At 71.5% G+C, this 15279-nt stretch carries 14 protein-coding genes and 1 tRNA gene; 5 read left to right on the top strand and 10 right to left on the bottom strand.

Features of this window, described 5'->3' with window-relative positions:
* Positions 1-2 precede the first annotated feature (2 nt).
* Together PP1_RS08370 and PP1_RS08365 are read right to left on the bottom strand one after the other, a co-directional pair.
* Entirely contained in the window at positions 3-926 is a 924-nt protein-coding gene (locus PP1_RS08370; RefSeq protein ID WP_010231567.1) for an ACP S-malonyltransferase, read from the bottom strand.
* Positions 927-1088: 162 nt separating this feature from the next.
* Positions 1089-2411, bottom strand: coding sequence for a PucR family transcriptional regulator (locus tag PP1_RS08365; protein WP_075314064.1), 1323 nt, complete (start codon positions 2409-2411; stop codon positions 1089-1091).
* Positions 2412-2420: 9 nt separating this feature from the next.
* Here PP1_RS08365 and PP1_RS08360 point away from each other — a divergent pair, with 9 nt between their 5' ends.
* A complete protein-coding gene (locus PP1_RS08360) occupies positions 2421-3197 on the top strand; it encodes a pirin family protein (protein WP_050802313.1) in 777 nt (258 codons plus the stop codon).
* 63 nt (positions 3198-3260) lie between these two features.
* Here the strand turns inward: PP1_RS08360 and PP1_RS08355 are convergent, their stop codons facing one another.
* Both PP1_RS08355 and aceE read right to left on the bottom strand, forming a co-directional pair.
* Complete coding sequence (locus PP1_RS08355; protein ID WP_010227688.1) at positions 3261-3464, bottom strand: cold-shock protein; 204 nt, start codon at positions 3462-3464, stop codon at positions 3261-3263.
* Positions 3465-3699: 235 nt separating this feature from the next.
* Complete coding sequence (gene aceE, locus PP1_RS08350; protein ID WP_010227690.1) at positions 3700-6480, bottom strand: pyruvate dehydrogenase (acetyl-transferring), homodimeric type; 2781 nt, start codon at positions 6478-6480, stop codon at positions 3700-3702.
* A gap of 416 nt (positions 6481-6896) precedes the next feature.
* Between aceE and PP1_RS08345 the strand changes: the two genes are divergently transcribed.
* The 3 genes from PP1_RS08345 (at position 6897) to PP1_RS08335 (ending at position 7880) form a co-directional block, all read left to right on the top strand.
* Positions 6897-7328 (top strand): DUF3052 domain-containing protein, encoded by a 432-nt coding sequence (locus PP1_RS08345; RefSeq protein ID WP_010227692.1) that lies wholly within the window; start codon positions 6897-6899, stop codon positions 7326-7328.
* Complete coding sequence (locus PP1_RS08340; protein WP_029239393.1) at positions 7325-7786, top strand: peroxiredoxin; 462 nt, start codon at positions 7325-7327, stop codon at positions 7784-7786. The genes PP1_RS08345 and PP1_RS08340 overlap by 4 nt, the downstream gene beginning before the upstream one ends.
* 22 nt (positions 7787-7808) lie before the next feature.
* A tRNA-Val gene (locus PP1_RS08335) sits at positions 7809-7880 on the top strand.
* A gap of 298 nt (positions 7881-8178) precedes the next feature.
* On the opposite strand, the gene PP1_RS08330 is transcribed toward PP1_RS08335, so the two are convergent.
* From PP1_RS08330 to PP1_RS08310, 5 genes are all read right to left on the bottom strand, one after another.
* The gene (locus PP1_RS08330) at positions 8179-8793 is read right to left on the bottom strand and encodes an RBBP9/YdeN family alpha/beta hydrolase (protein WP_033199199.1); all 615 of its coding nucleotides are present in this window, start codon (positions 8791-8793) and stop codon (positions 8179-8181) included.
* Between the two features lie 5 nt (positions 8794-8798).
* Positions 8799-10124 (bottom strand): MFS transporter, encoded by a 1326-nt coding sequence (locus PP1_RS08325; protein WP_010227698.1) that lies wholly within the window; start codon positions 10122-10124, stop codon positions 8799-8801.
* Positions 10125-10248: 124 nt separating this feature from the next.
* Entirely contained in the window at positions 10249-11301 is a 1053-nt protein-coding gene (locus PP1_RS08320; protein ID WP_010227700.1) for a 3-keto-5-aminohexanoate cleavage protein, read from the bottom strand.
* Positions 11302-11332: 31 nt separating this feature from the next.
* A complete protein-coding gene (locus PP1_RS08315) occupies positions 11333-12205 on the bottom strand; it encodes a TauD/TfdA dioxygenase family protein (protein ID WP_010227703.1) in 873 nt (290 codons plus the stop codon).
* A gap of 27 nt (positions 12206-12232) precedes the next feature.
* A complete protein-coding gene (locus PP1_RS08310) occupies positions 12233-13207 on the bottom strand; it encodes a quinone oxidoreductase family protein (protein WP_010227705.1) in 975 nt (324 codons plus the stop codon).
* 120 nt (positions 13208-13327) lie between these two features.
* Here PP1_RS08310 and PP1_RS08305 point away from each other — a divergent pair, with 120 nt between their 5' ends.
* Positions 13328-14329, top strand: a complete 1002-nt coding sequence (locus PP1_RS08305) for an AraC family transcriptional regulator (RefSeq protein WP_010227707.1) — start codon at positions 13328-13330, stop codon at positions 14327-14329.
* 253 nt (positions 14330-14582) lie between these two features.
* Here PP1_RS08305 and PP1_RS08300 read toward each other — a convergent pair whose 3' ends face one another.
* The gene (locus PP1_RS08300; protein WP_086000683.1) at positions 14583-15176 is read right to left on the bottom strand and encodes a TetR/AcrR family transcriptional regulator; all 594 of its coding nucleotides are present in this window, start codon (positions 15174-15176) and stop codon (positions 14583-14585) included.
* Between the last annotated feature and the right edge of the window lie 103 nt (positions 15177-15279).

Raw genomic sequence — 15279 nt, 5'->3', positions numbered from 1 at the left:
ACTCACTTTCCGTGTTCGGCGACGAGCTCGGCGGCCGCGCCGAGCTGCTCGGGGGTCTTGACGGCGAGGGTGGGCGTGCCCTTCACGGCCCGCTTGACCATGCCGGTCAGCGTGGCGCCGGGCGGGAGCTCCAGGGTCGCACCGACGCCGTGGCCCGCCAGCGACGCCATGCACAGGTCCCAGCGCACCGGGCGGGTCACCTGGGCGACCAGCCGCTCCAGCACGGCGGCACCCGAGGTGACCGTCCCGCCGTCGGCGTTGGACAGCAGCACCAGATCGGGGTCGGCGACCCGGACCGACGACGCGTGCGCCTCCAGCGCGGCGCGGGCCGGCTCCATGTGCGCGGTGTGGAACGCGCCGGCCACCGGGATCTCCCGGACGCGCGCGCCCTCCGGCGGCGTGGCGACCAGCTCGGCGATCGCGTCCTTCGCGCCGGCCGCGACGATCTGACCGGCACCGTTGCGGTTGGCCGGGTCCAGCCCGAGGTCGGTGAGCCGGGCCAGCACGACCTCCTCGTCACCGCCGAGGACGGCGGCCATCGAGGTCGGCGTGACGGCGCAGGCGGCGGCCATCTCACGCCCGCGCACCCCGGCGAGGGCGACGGCGGCGTCGTCGGTCAGGACGCCCGCGATCGCGGCGGCGGTGATCTCCCCGATCGAGTGCCCCGCGACGACGGTGCCCGCCGGCAGCTCCACGGTCTCCCGCAGCCGTCGCGCGGCCAGCAGCCCGAGCGTGACGATCAGCGGCTGGGTGACCGCGGTGTCGGTGATCTCCTCGGCGTCCGCGGTGGTGCCCAGGCGGACCAGGTCCAGCCCGACCGCGTCGGACCAGCCGGCGACGGCCTTCTCGGCGGCCGGGTCCTCCAGCCACGGGGAGAGCATGCCGGGGGTCTGGGCCCCCTGGCCGGGAGCGAGCAGGGCGATCACCGGGACATCACACACCTCACGGGGGCGGCGACGGGATATCGGTTACGACGAACTTCGCCCCACCCGTGTTGGAGGTTTCCTCCAACAGCGAGGTGTGACCGAGCCCTCGTTACCGGTCCGTAGGCGCCGATGTTTGTAGGGTTCACGACATCGTCCATCCGATCACCGCCGGGTTCCGGTAGCGACGGCGGGGGTCGGCCCGGGCGTGTCGGACAGGCGATCCGCGGTCCCGGCGCTCCCCTCGTCGCCGGCGCCGTCGAGCGGGATGAGCGGCCCGGCGGCCGGGAGTCCCTCCCCGGCCCTGCCCATCCGGTCCGCGACCAGCGCCGCGCGCAGCACGAACGCCTCCCGCGGGTCGGTGGGCGCCAGCCCCGAGAGCTCACCGATCCGCCGCAGCCGGTACCGGACGGTGTTCGGGTGCACGTAGAGCGTCCGGGCGCAGCCCTCCAGGCTCGCCCCGCCCTCCAGGTAGGCGGCCAGGGTGCGCAGGAGCTCGCCGCCGGCGTCGTGCAGCGGGGCGAGGACGTCCTCGGCGAGCCGTTGCCGCGCGGTCGCGTCGCCGCAGAGGGCGCGCTCGGGGAGCAGGTCGGCGGCGTCGACGGGGCGCGGCGGGTCCGGGTGCCCGGGCGCCGCGGCCAGCCCGGCGAGCGCCTCGGCGACGGCCGCCCCGGCCCCGGCGAGATCGGGGCTCGGCGGCCCGGCGACGACCGGCCCCGGCCCGAAGTGCGTGGCGACCTCGGTGAGCACGCCCGCGGAGCCGCGGGCGGCGCGCCCGGTGGCGTGGAGCAGCACGACCAGCCGTCGTCCCTGCACACCGACCAGCACCTCGTGCCCGAGCCGCGCCGCGAGCCTGCGCAGCTCCACGATGAGCTGCGGCGACTCCGACCCGGACCCGGGCACGCTGCCGACCAGGCACTGCACCGGGACCGCCGGGTTCCAGCCGAGCGCCGCGGCGCGGGAGACGAGCGCCCCGTCGACGTCGCCGCGCAGCACCGCGTCGACGACGAGGGCCTCCAGCCGGGCGTCCCACGCGCCGCGGGACTCGGCGGCACCGGCGTAGACGGTGGCCGCCGCGAACGCGATCTCCCGCCCGAAGCGCAGCACCGCCTCGGTCAGCTCGTGGCGCTCGGCGGCGTCCGCCGCGAGCGGGGGCAGGTGCTGCTCGAAGACGTCGGCGGCGATCCGCACCAGCTCGACGGTCTGGCGCAGGCTGATCCGGCGGGCCAGGTCGCGCGGGGCGATCCGGAACGCCTCGGCGGTCAGCGGGGTCGTCCGGTCGGGTTCGCGGAGCCACGACACGAAGTTCGCGACGCCGGTCTGCGTCACCAGGGCGACGCCCGCGCGCTGGTCGGCGGGCAGCCGCGCGAACCACGGGCGGCGCCGTTCCATCTCCGCCAGGCACGCACCGGCGAGCTGCGACGAGGCGAGCTCGAGGCGGCGCAACGTCGCGGCCGCGACCGGGGGGCGGTGCACGTCGGGCAGCATGACACGACGATGGGCGCCTACACAGACCACGACCGGCACGTCACCCTGCACCGCGCCGGTGAGCGGTTCCGCACCGCGACCGGCTGGCTGGACTCGCGGCACAGCTTCTCGGCCGGCGCGCACTACGACCCGGCCAACACCCACTTCGGGCTGCTCCTGCTGCACAACGAGGACCGGGTGACACCGGGGCGGGGCTACGACGAGCACCCGCACCGCGACACCGAGATCCTCACCTGGGTGCTGGAGGGGGAGCTGGAGCACCGCGACAGCGGCAGCGGCCGGCTGCAGCGGGTCGGCCCCGGCGCGGTGCAGCGGCTCGGTGCGGGCTCGGGGGTGCGGCACTCCGAGCACGCGACACCGGAGCGCGGCGTGCGTTTCGTGCAGATGTGGGTGGTGCCCGACGCCCCGGGCGGGGACCCCGAGTACCAGGTGCGGGACGCACTCGGCGACGACGGCACGGTCGTCCTGGCGTCCGGGCTGGCGCGGCACCGGGACGCGACGGTGCTCCCGCTGCGTCAGCGGCACGCGGCACTCGGCGTCGTCCGGCTGCGGGCGGGGCAGTGCGCGCCGCTGCCCGCGGCGCCGTTCGTGCACGCCTTCGTGGCGCGCGGGAGCGCGGGACTGGAGTCCGCGACCGTCGCCCCAGGGGACGGCACGGGCCCACCGGCGCTGGACGCCGGTGACGCGGCCAGGATCGTCGACGACGGGGGCCGGCGGCTCACCGCCGGCCCGGAGGGCGCGGAGATCCTGGTGTGGGAGATGCACGGCGCCCTGGGCCGGGAGTGACGGCGGGCGCCGTGGATCACGGCCCGGGCGTCGCCGCGCGGGCCGTCCTGGTGACGGGTGCGCTCAGAGCGGCGTGACGCCGCTGGCCTGCGGGCCCTTCTGGCCCTGCTCGATGTCGAACGACACGCGCTGGCCCTCGTCGAGGGTCTTGTAACCCTGGGTCTGGATCGCCGAGTAGTGCACGAACACGTCTGCACCACCACCGTCGGGAGCGAGGAAGCCGTAGCCCTTCTCGCTGTTGAACCACTTGACGGTGCCTTCTGCCATTCCTGCTCCCTCGTTCATCGGCCCGGCGCACCTCGCACCGCGACCGCCGGCCAGCGGCGCACACGGTCCACGCCCTGGTCGCGACGGCGATCCGTCGTGGAATGTGATCACGACGACCGTCCGTGGCGAGGAGACTATCGTGATCTGCGCCGCCCTGGGAGGGGCGAAATGCACCACGGGCCCGCCCCGTCCCCGGACCGGGGGAGGGGCGGGCCCGTGAGGGTGCCGGACGGGGTCAGGCGACGCCGGAGTCGCTGGTCTGCGGCCCGGCGGCCCGGGGGTCGTCGATCTTGTAGCCGGCCGCGGCCTCGGCCGCGGTCTCGGACTTGATCTGGCCCTGCCCGGCGAGCGCCGAGAGGGCACCGACGACGATCGACTCGGCGTCGACGGCGAAGTGCCGCCGCACGGCCGGGCGGGTGTCGGACAGGCCGAACCCGTCGGTGCCGAGCGAGAGGAACGGCGCCGGGGACCACTGGCGGATCTGGTCCGGGACGGCCCGCATCCAGTCCGAGACGGCGACGACCGGGGCCTCGCCGTGCTCGCCCTCGCCGAGCTTGTTCGTCACGTACGGGACGACCGGGGTGTCGCCGGGCTTGAGCAGGTTCTGGTGCTCGGCCTCGACGCCGTCGCGGCGCAGCTCGCCCCACGAGGTGACCGACCAGACCTCGGCCCGGACGTCCCACTCGTCGGCGAGCATGTCCCGGGCCCGCAGCGCCCACGGGACCGAGACGCCGGAGGCGAGCAGCCGCACGACCGGACCGTTGCCCTCCGGTGCCTGCTCGACGCGGTGCAGGCCGCGCAGGATGCCCTCGGCGTCGACCCCCTCGGGCTCCTTGGGGTGGACGTAGGGCTCGTTGTAGACGGTCAGGTAGTAGATGACGTTCTCGGCGTCCTCGCCCACCATGCGGCGCAGGCCGTCCTTCATGATGTGCGCGACCTCGTAGGAGTACGCCGGGTCGTAGGCGACGATCGCCGGGTTGGTCGCGGCCAGCAGCAGCGAGTGCCCGTCGTTGTGCTGCAGGCCCTCACCGGTCAGGGTCGTCCGGCCGGCGGTGGCGCCGACGAGGAAGCCGCGGGCCATCTGGTCCGAGGCGGCCCAGATCGAGTCGCCGGTCCGCTGGAACCCGAACATCGAGTAGAAGATGTAGACCGGGATCATCGGCTCGCCGTGCGTGGCGTAGGAGGTTCCCGCCGCGGTGAAGGACCCGACCGACCCGGCCTCGTTGATGCCCTCGTGCAGGATCTGGCCCTGCTCGGACTCCTTGTAGGCGAGCATCAGGTCGGCGTCGACCGACGTGTAGTTCTGCCCGTTCGGGTTGTAGATCTTCTGGCTCGGGAACATCGAGTCCATACCGAAGGTACGGGCCTCGTCCGGGATGATCGGCACGAACCGGCCGCCGATCTCCTTGTCCTTGATCAGCTCGCGGAGCAGCCGGACGAACGCCATCGTCGTGGCGACCTCCTGCTTGCCCGACCCCTTCTTGGCGATGTCGTAGACCTTGTCGCCGGGCAGGACGAGCGCCTTGCTCGTGGTGCGCCGCGACGGCAGCGGCCCGCCCAGCTGGCGGCGGCGGTCGCGCAGGTAGCGGATCGCGTCGTCGTTCTCGCCGGGGTGGTAGTACGGCGGCAGGTACGGGTCCGCCTCGAGCTGCTTGTCCGAGATCGGGATGCGCTGCTCGTCGCGGAACTGCTTGAGGTCGTCGAGCGTGAGCTTCTTCATCTGGTGGGTGGCGTTGCGGCCCGCGAAGTGCGTGCCCAGGCCGTACCCCTTGATCGTCTTCGCCAGGATGACGGTCGGCTGACCGTGGTGCGCGGTCGCCGCGGCGTAGGCGGCGTGCACCTTGCGGTAGTCGTGACCACCGCGCTTGAGCTTCCAGATCTCGGCGTCCGACATCGGCTCGACGAGCGACTTGGTGCGCGGGTCGCGGCCGAAGAAGTGGTCGCGGACGTACGCGCCGTCGTTGGCCTTGTAGGTCTGGTAGTCGCCGTCCGGCGTGGTGTTCATCAGGTTGATCAGCGCGCCGTCACGGTCGGCGTGCAGCAGCGAGTCCCACTCGCGGCCCCAGATGACCTTGATGACGTTCCAGCCGGCGCCCCGGAAGAACGACTCCAGCTCCTGGATGATCTTGCCGTTGCCGCGGACCGGGCCGTCGAGGCGCTGCAGGTTGCAGTTGACGACGAAGGTCAGGTTGTCGAGGCCCTCGTTCGCCGCGACGTGGATCATGCCGCGCGACTCCGGCTCGTCCATCTCGCCGTCGCCGAGGAAGGCCCACACGTGCTGGTCGTCGGTGTTCGAGAAGCCGCGGTCGCCGAGGTACCGGTTGAACCGGGCCTGCATGATCGCGTTCATCGGGCCGATGCCCATCGAGACCGTGGGGAACTCCCAGAAGTCCGGCATCAGCCGCGGGTGCGGGTACGACGGCAGCCCGCCGCCCGGGCCCGCGTGGCTCAGCTCCTGGCGGAACCCGTCGAGGCGGTCCTCGGAGAGGCGGCCCTCCAGGAACGCGCGCGCGTAGATGCCGGGGGAGGCGTGCCCCTGGATGTAGATCTGGTCCCCGCCGCCGGCGTGGTCCTTGCCGCGGAAGAAGTGGTTGAAGCCGACCTCGTAGAGCGTCGCGGACGACGCGTACGACGAGATGTGCCCGCCGACGCCGATGCCCGGCCGCTGCGCGCGGTGCACGGTCATGGCCGCGTTCCAGCGCAGCCAGCGCCGGTAGGTCCGCTCGACGTCCTCGTCACCCGGGAACCAGGGCTCCTGGTCGGTCGGGATCGTGTTGACGTAGTCGGTGGTGGTGAGCGACGGGACGCCGACGTGCTTCTCGCGCGCACGCTGCAGCATCGTCAGCATCAGGTAGCGGGCACGCTGCTGCCCGGCGTTGTCCAGGACCGCGTCGAAGGACTCGAGCCACTCGGCCGTCTCCTCCGGATCGATGTCCGGCAGGTGGGCCGCAAGCCCGCCCCGGATGACGTTGACGCGGCGTGGCTCGTCGCCCGCCCTGCTGCTCTGCGCGGTCAAGGGTTCTCCCTGCCTGGTCAGTCGGTGGCCGGGGTACCCGGCCCTGTATTCCTCACGTGCCGCCGTGCCCCTGGCCCCCGGATCTGCGGGGCGGCAGGACGCGGAGCCGCCGACCGGATCGAGCGGACGTGATGGTGTCCATCGTGCCCGTTCCGGCTCGGGCCCGAAACTCGCATCGACGAGGGACGATCCGGTTACGGGGCGTTCCGGCGAGGATAGGTACTACTCGTACGTAACTGAACGGAAGGTCGGGTGACCTGCTTCTCCCGCCGCCCCGGTGCCCCGCATCGGGTACGCACAGTTGCGCCGGGTCGCGCCCGCGTGTTCGGATGCCGCATCCGATTTCGCGTGAAGGGTGGCGCCCGCACGCGGAACCGATGACGATGGACTGCGTGAGCAGCGTGAGAGGGGAACGAGTGGTGACCGCGGCTGATGCCGGTGCGTCCGACATCGCGGGGAAGCTCGGCATCGAGCCGGGCCAGATCGTCCAGGAGCTGGGATACGACACCGATGTCGACGAGCAGGTGAGAGACGCCGTCGAGGAGATCACCGGTGAGGAGCTGCTGGACGAGGACGCCCAGGAGGTCATCGACGTCGTCCTCCTCTGGTTCCGTGAGGGTGACGGAGACCTCGTCGACACCCTCGTCGACGCCCGGACCCCACTGGCCGACGACGGCGTGGTCTGGGTGCTGACACCCAAGACCGGCCGGGACGGGCACCTCCAGCCGTCCGAGATCGCCGAGGCGGCCCCCACCGCCGGCCTGTCCCAGACGTCCAACGCGACCCTCGGTGACGACTGGGTGGGCTCGAAGCTCGTCCCGCCGAAACAGGGCAAGGGCAAGCGCTGACCGTCGCCGTCGGGTCGGCGGCGCCGGCCTTCGGGCTCCCCGACCAGAACCGCACTCCGGTGTCGCTGGAGTCGGTCCTGGGATCGGGGCGCTCGGCGCTGCTGGTCTTCTACCCGTTCGCGTTCTCGGGGATCTGTGGCGGGGAGCTCTCCGCCGTGCAGTCCTCGCTCGCGGACTTCCAGAACTCCTCGACGCAGGTGCTGGCGATCTCGTGCGACCCGACGTTCGCGCTGGGAGCGTGGGCGTCGTCGGCGGGGTTCACGTTCCCGCTGCTGTCGGACTTCTGGCCGCACGGCGACGTGGCGTCGTCCTACGGGGTGTTCAACCCGGCCAAGGGGATGGCGGTGCGGGGGACGTTCCTCGTCGCCCCCGACGGGATCGTCTCGTTCGCCGAGGTGAACCAGCCGGGGGAGCCGCGGGACCAGGACGGGTGGAGACGGGCGCTCTCGGTCGTGTGAGAGTGTTTCCTCGTTCGTTCGAGGGCGCGTAGCTCAGCGGGAGAGCACTCGGTTTACACCCGAGCGGTCGCAGGTTCGAACCCTGCCGCGCCCACCCATCTGACGCCGGTTTCGTGTCGAGGTGCGTCTGGACATCGACGGACTTCGACGCAGACGCGCTGACGTGGCCTTCACTCGCTGGAAGGTCGCGGTGTTCGTTGATGGGTGCTTCCGGCATCGCCGCCCCGATCACGCAACCATCCCGAGATCCGACCAGGAGTGGTGGGCGAAGAAGCTCGCCGACGACGAACCGTGAACCCGTGCGACCACGATTCGAGGGGTCCGACGACGGTCCCGCCGCCCAGGAACTCATCGGCGTCTGTCACCAACCGGTCCAGGTCGGGTCTCACGGATCAGTGCGCCGAGAGGGTGTTCCAGGTGGGCGCTCCGGTGGCGGGGCGACCGCGCGCGTCGAGTTCCGCGATCAGCTGCTCGGCTCTCGGCCACGGTCCGAAACCGGCGGCCGGGTTGAGGTGACCGACGGCCCCGAGCGTGTCCAGCCGGCTGCCCCAGGTCTCGGCCATGCCGGTGATCCGCCGGTGCCGGCCCAGCGGGTCGTCGGTACTCGCCGCGACGATGCTGGGGAAGGGCAGCCGCTGCCGGGGGAGCGGGTTCCAACCGTGGGCCTCGAGTTCGGCGGTCGTGGGATAGCCCTCGGGCAGCGGGAGCTCGAGGTCCGCAGGCGTGGCCAGGAGGGCGCCGCGGACCGGTCGGCTACCGGTTCGTGCCCAGTGCACGGTGGTCACCACGCCCGCGCTGTGGGCGACCAGCAGGATCGGCCCGGTGATCCCGTGGACCGTGCGGTCGAGTGCGGCGACACGGGCCCGTCTGCTGAGCCGGTCGGTCTGCAGGGGCGCAACGATGCGCACCGGGCGTCCCCGGCGGGTCAGGTCGTCCGCGAGCAGGGTCTGCCAGTGATCGGCGACGTGGTCACGGAGCCCGGGGACGATGACGACGGTGGAGTCCATGTGGTTCACGCTCCGGTGCTGGTGGTGACGGTGTGCAGGGTGCGCAGCCCCGCGGAGTGGAGGTGTCGACCGACGGCGAAGGCGGTGAGCGCGCCCAGGTAGGCGAGGGGGGCGAGAGTCAGGGCGGTGCGCAGGCCGAGGTGATCGGCGAGGACTCCGACGACGAAGGGGCCCAGTGCGAGGCCGAGGATGTTGTTCGCCACGGTGAGGGTGCCCATGGCCGAGGCCCGTACCGAGCTGTGGGTGAGCCCGGCGACCAGTGCGGCGGTCGGGCCGGAGGAACCGGCGGCGAAGAAGGAGCCGATGCCGATCAGGATGAGCTGGACGGGGCCGGGTGCGAGCTGGAAGCCCGCTACCAGGCAGACCGGCGAGACGGTGCAGTAGGCGATGGTGGTCGTCCATCTCTTCTGCGGTCGGGTTCGTCCCACGCGGTCGGTCAGCGCACCGCAGACGACCATGCCGGTGCCGACGAGCAGTACGAACAGCGCGGCCACCCCCGCGGCCCTGTCCAGGCCGAGGTCGTAGTACCGGGTGAAGAAGCTGGGCGTCCAGGTCAGCAGGACGGCCGCGGTGAACATCTGGAGTCCGCTGCCGATGTAGGCGCACCACACCGGCGGGTTGGTGAACAGGCTCGACAGCGGGGCGCGGGTCCCGGTCGCCGCGGCCGCACCGGACGACGGGTCGGCGGCGTGCCTGCTCAACCGCCGTTCGGTGACCAGGACGGCGAACAGGGCCACGAACAGCAGCCCGAACACGGCCATCGCGACGAACGACCAGCGCCAGCCCAGGTGCACGGCCAGCAGTCCACCGAGGGCCACCCCCAGGACGGAGCCGAAGGAGCCGCCCGCCATGAAGGCGCCGCCGAGCGCGGCATGCCTGCGCGGTGCGAAGACGCCGAGGACGACGGCGATGCCGACGCTGCCGTAGGCGGCCTCGCCGACGCCGAGCAGGAACCGGGCACCGAGCATCTGCTCGTAGCTGGTCACGACGGCGCACAGCAGGGTCGCCACGCTCCACAGCACGGCCATGATGATCAGGCTGCGCACGCGACCCCGGCGATCGGCGAGCACGGACAGCGGGAGGGTGAGCAGGCCGACCATCAGCGCGACGACGCTGTTCAGGGTCGCGAGGTGGGTGTCGGACAGGGTCCATTCGGCCTTCAGGAGCGGGAACACCGCGCTGAGAACCTGCCGGGACATGTAGTCGGACAGCAGCAGGCCGAAGGTCAGGACGAAGACGATCCAGGGGTAGAGGCGAGTGCGCCGGGCGACCGGAGTGGTGGCGGGCGACGGTGCTGTCGGGATGATGTCGGACGGGGCGTGCGGTCCCATTCGGACTCCTGTGGCCGAGGGCTGGCGCGATGGGGACGGGTCTGTCCTGCGTGTCCCGGCGGACGCGTGCCCGAGCCGGGCGGGAGCGGGCTGTCCCCGCCCGGCTCGGGCACGTGCGTGCCGATCAGGTGTGCTGGGTGAACCCGACCTGTCCGGGCTTGCGGTTCGGCGCGAAGCCGATCTTCGCGAGCGTCTCGTCGGCGTCGGCGTAGCGCTCACCGAGCTTGTAGATCTCGCGGGCGTCCTTGCCGGTGGCGACCTCGCGACCGAGCTCGCCGGCGATGCGGACCAGCTGCTCGACCTGGGCGACCGAGCTGATCTTCTCGCCCTTGCGTGTCCAGATGGTGTCCTCGTTGCCGCACCGGGCGTGCAGCCCCATCGCGATGGCCATCGCGTTGACGGGCAGCACGCTGCGCATCAGCGTCTCGAGGGTGAGCACGGCTCCGTCCGGCGTCCGCCGGATGAACTCCATCATGTTGTACGGGTTCGGGCTGTCGAACCCGCCGCCGATCCCGACCCAGGTGACCATCAGGGGGCCGGTGTAGACCCCGCGACGGACCAGGCGTTCGACGGTCTCGAGCTGCGGGACGTTCGCGAGCTGGAAGTGTGGCTGGATTCCGGCGGCCTGCAGGCGGCGCAGGTGCTCCTCCACCCAGCCCGGCCCGGCCGGGACGTACATCTCCCGGTACGCCTCGTAGACCTCCGGGCGCTCGAGCGAGGTACCGGCGACGTCGTCGGCGGTCATCAGCTCCATGATGTTCATCTGGCTGGTGTTGATCGCGATGGTGACCTGGTCCGGAGCGGGGTCGAGCTCGGCGAGCATGTGCCGGGTGTCGTCGGAGAGCCACTTCGCGTCGGCTCCCTCGCCCTCGGGGGCGAACGAGATCGAGCCGCCGACCTGCAGGATCATGTCCGGGACGGCCTCGCGGAGCCGGCCGAGCAGCTCGTTGAACTTCGACAGTCGCTTGGAGCCCTTGCCGTCGAGCTCACGGACGTGGATGTGCAGCACGGTGGCGCCGGCGTCGTAGCAGTCGACGGCCTGCTGGACGTGCTCGTCCATCGTGAGCGGCAGATCGTCGCGGAAGTCGTCGAGCTCCCACTCCGGGCCGTAGGGCGCCACGGTGATGACCAGCTTCTCCTGGTTCTCCGGGAAGAGGGCGTCGTCGAGGAAATGCATTGCTTGCTCCGTTCAGTGAGTAGGGCTCCGGTCAGAACGGGCGGTCGCCGATGATTCCGGCGCGCTCCATCTTGCGTATCGCGGGCCAGTAGTCCTGGACCGCGTAGTGCTGGGTGGACCGGTTGTCCCAGATGGCGACGCTGCCCGGGGTCCATCGCCAGCGGACCTGATACTCGGGAGCGGTGGCCTGGCTGATCAGGTACTGGAGCAGCGCGCTGGCGCCGGGGGCGTAGTCGATCCCGAACCGGACGTTGTCCGGCGTGTGGTAATTGACGAGGTGGGTGGTGAAGCCGTTGACGAACAGCACCTTCTCGCCGGTTTCGGGATGGGTCCGCACCACGGGGTGCTCGGCGTCCGGGAACCGGCGGTGGAGCTCGTGGCGTTGTTCGATCGGCATGGCTGCGCCGAAGGACGCCTCGATGCTGTGCCGGGCGCGGAGCCCGCCGATGCGTGCCTTCACCTCGTCCGGCAGACGCGCGTAGGCCGCGGCCATGTCGACCCAGATGGTGTCGCCACCCACCGCCGGGGTCTCGACGCAGTGCAGCACGCAGCCCATCGGCGGGTTCTCCCGCCAGGTGGCGTCGCAGTGGAAGGCGTTCTCGTAGTGCTCGGGCGGGCTGTCGAGGTCCTTGTAGATCCGGACGAGCCCGGGGTGCTCGGGGTCGCTGCCGAGGACCGGATGGTCCTCGAGGTCGCCGAACCGGCGGGCGAGGGCGACATGCTGGCCGCCGGTGATGTTCTGGTCGCGCAGGAACAGCACCTTGTGGCGGAGCAGTAACGCCCGCAGCTCGGCGAACAGCGCGTCGTCCCGAGTCGCAGCACCGAGGTCCACATCGTGCAGCTCGGCGCCGATGGTGCAGGTCAGGGGCTCCGCGTGGATCGTCGGAGCAGCGGTCGTGGTCATGGGATCACCGCATTCGAGGAGGGTCGGTCAGACGGAGAAGACGGAGGAGCCGACGCTGAGACCGGCCTCGAGGTCGCGATGCGCCTGCACCGCGTCGGCGAGCGCGTAGCGCTGCCGGATCTCGATGGTGATCCGGCCGGCCCCGACGTGGTCGAACAGCTCGCCGGCCAGCTCCGCCCGCTCGTCGGGGTCGGCGATGTAGTCGGCCAAGGCGGGACGGGTCACGAAGACCGAACCGTGCAGTGCGAGCTGCACGGCATCGATCGGCGGGACCGGCCCGGACGCCGTACCGAAGCACACGACCAGCCCGCGACGTGCCACGCAGGCCAGGGAGGTGTGGAAGGTGGCCTGTCCGACGCTGTCGTAGACCACCTCGGCCCCGCGACCTCCGGTCAGCTCGCGGACCCGGGCGACGATGTCGTCGCGGTCGTGCACCAGCACGTGGTCGCAGCCGTGAGCCGCCGCGACCTCGGCCTTGGCCTCGGTCGACACGGTTCCGATCACGCGCAGGCCCAGCAGCTTCGCCCACTGGACGACGATCAGCCCGACGCCGCCGGCCGCGGCGTGCAGCAGCACCGTGTCTCCGGCACGCAGCGGGTGGATGCGCCGCAGCAGGTACGCCGACGTCAGCCCGCGCATCGTCATCGCCGCCGCGGTGTCGAAGCCGATCCCGTCGGGGAGCCGGACGAGGTGCTCGGCGGGCAGGACGCGTTCGGTGCTGTAGGCGCCGAGCGGGCTGCCGGTGTAGGTCACCCGATCACCCGGAGCGACCGAGGCGACACCCGTCCCGATCTCCTCGACGACGCCGGCCGCCTCCACCCCCATCCCGGCCGGCAGCGCGGCGGGATACAGCCCGCTGCGGAAGTAGGTGTCGGCGAAGTTCAGACCGACCGCCTCGTGCCGGATCCGAACCTCGCCGGGACCGGGCCGGCCGACCTCGAGAGCTTCCCACCGCATGACCTCCGGGCCCCCCGGCTCGGCGAAGCGAATCGCCTTGGCCATCGGTACCTCACCTCCTCGTCGTTCGATGTGACGGAGGCGACGTTAGGAGCCGCGGCGGCGGGTAACTTATCTTCGGGGGACAGTCTTCTGCTCATCTCGGGACATCGAACGGAGCTGACGATGGCGTCGGGATCACTGGCGCGCTACGCCGCCCTGAACAACTTCATCGAGCTCAGCCGATCGCTCGGGCTCGATCCGGCGGGCATGATCCGGGAGGTCGGGCTCGATCCGGGGAGCCTGAGCATGCAGGACCGCTGGATCCCGGCCGTGGCCGTTGCGCAGCTGCTCGAGCTCGCGGCTGCCGCCTCGGGCCGGGAGGACTTCGGGCTACGCCTCGCCGAGCTCCGTCGGTTCTCGAACCTCGGGCCGCTGAGCCTGGTCGTTCGCGAGGAGCCCGACGTCCGCGGCGCTCTGGCGCTGCTGATCCGGTACGAGCACATGTACAACGAAGCGCTCCACGCCCGGGTTCACGAGCACAACGGGATCGCGACCCTGGGAATCGAGCTCGACGTGCACGAGACCGGGACCCGACAGTCCGTGGAACTCGCCGTCGGAGTACTCCACCAGCTCATGCAAGGGTTCCTCGGGGCGACCTGGCGCCCCCTGACGGTCGCCTTCACCCATGGCGAGCCACACCGGAAGACGATCCACCACCGGGTCCTCGGCCCGTCGGTGAAATTCCGGCAGAGCTACAACGGACTGTCCGTGTACGCGGCCGACCTGGATGCGCCGAACGCCATGTCCGATCCCCTCCTGCGCGAGTACACCCGGCACTTCCTCGACTCGCTCGAGACGTCGAAGCAGACCACGACCTCGAGCAGGGTCCGGGAGCTCGTCGAGATGCTGCTGCCGACCGGGCAGTGCTCGGTCGAGCAGGTCGCACGCAGCCTCGGTGTCGACCGCCGCACGGTCCACCGGAAGCTCAAGCAGGAAGGGGAGACATTCAGTGGCGTCCTGGACGCCACCCGGCGCGGGCTCGCCGAGCACATGGTCCTCAACCGGAACCGACCACTCACCGACGTCGCCCAGATGCTGGCCTTCTCCTCGCACAGCAACTTCACCCGCTGGTTCCGGGGGCAGTTCGGCTGCAGCCCGACCGAGTGGCGGCGCCGCTCGACCTGAGCGCCGGATCCACGTTCGCCTCTGGGGCCATCGAGGAGCTGCCGAGTGGCGCATCCCGGGTCTCCGTCCAGAAGTCGGTGGCGCTGACCCGGGGTGACGCAGGGGTACAGGCGTCTCGGTCGGACTCCTCTCCACGAGGCGATCGTCGCCTCAATGCGGGTGTCCGAGGGGCGGACTCCGACGTCCTCCACCCGGGTCCTGCGATCCAGGTCGGAGGGGCGAACGAGGGGACCCGTCGTCGCGCCGGGGTCCGTCACGGCTCGAAGATCTCCAGGCGGTGCAGCGCTCCTTCAGTGGCCGCGCCGCCGAGATGGGTCTGGTCGACGATGACACCGAAGATCACCAGCAGGAGGAGCGAGGCACCGTCGTCGGGAGTCATGCTGGGCGGCAGGGTCCCGGCCTGTTCCATCCGGCCGGTGAGTGTCGTGAGCCTGCGGCGCCCCACCGCGAGTGCTCGGCGGGCGCGGTCCCCGACCTCACGGCTGCCCAGGGCCTCGGCCCAGATGTGGACGACCAGGCCCCGCAGGCCGTACCGGCGGTCGTAGGTGTCGTCGTCGAGGATGTCGACGAACGCCTGGAGCGTCTCGCGCGGAGTCGGCGCCGGATCGCGGCCCAGCAGGCCGGCGAGTACGACGGCGAACTCGGCGAGCGCCTCCTCGACCGCCGCAGCGACCATCTCGTCCTTGGTCCGGACATAGCTGTAGACCACGCTCGACGACCAGCCGGTCTCGGCGACGACATCGTCGACGGTGGTCGCGTGGAAGCCGGTGCGGGCGAAGCAGCGGAACGCGCTGTCGAGGACATGTCGACGCCGCTCCGCTCTCAGCGCATCGCTCAACCGGGGCATGATCGCCATGGTAGGCGCGGAGCGGTTGCGCGGGATCGCCCGCCGCCATAGCGTCAAAACGAGTCAATCGTTTCGATTTGTAGCCCTACCGGAACGGAGTCGC

Source organism: Pseudonocardia sp. P1, assembly GCF_000178675.2.
Classification (GTDB): Bacteria; Actinomycetota; Actinomycetes; order Mycobacteriales; family Pseudonocardiaceae; genus Pseudonocardia.
Note: the sequence above shows the minus strand (reverse complement) of the source record. Positions and strands in the feature narration are given on the sequence as shown.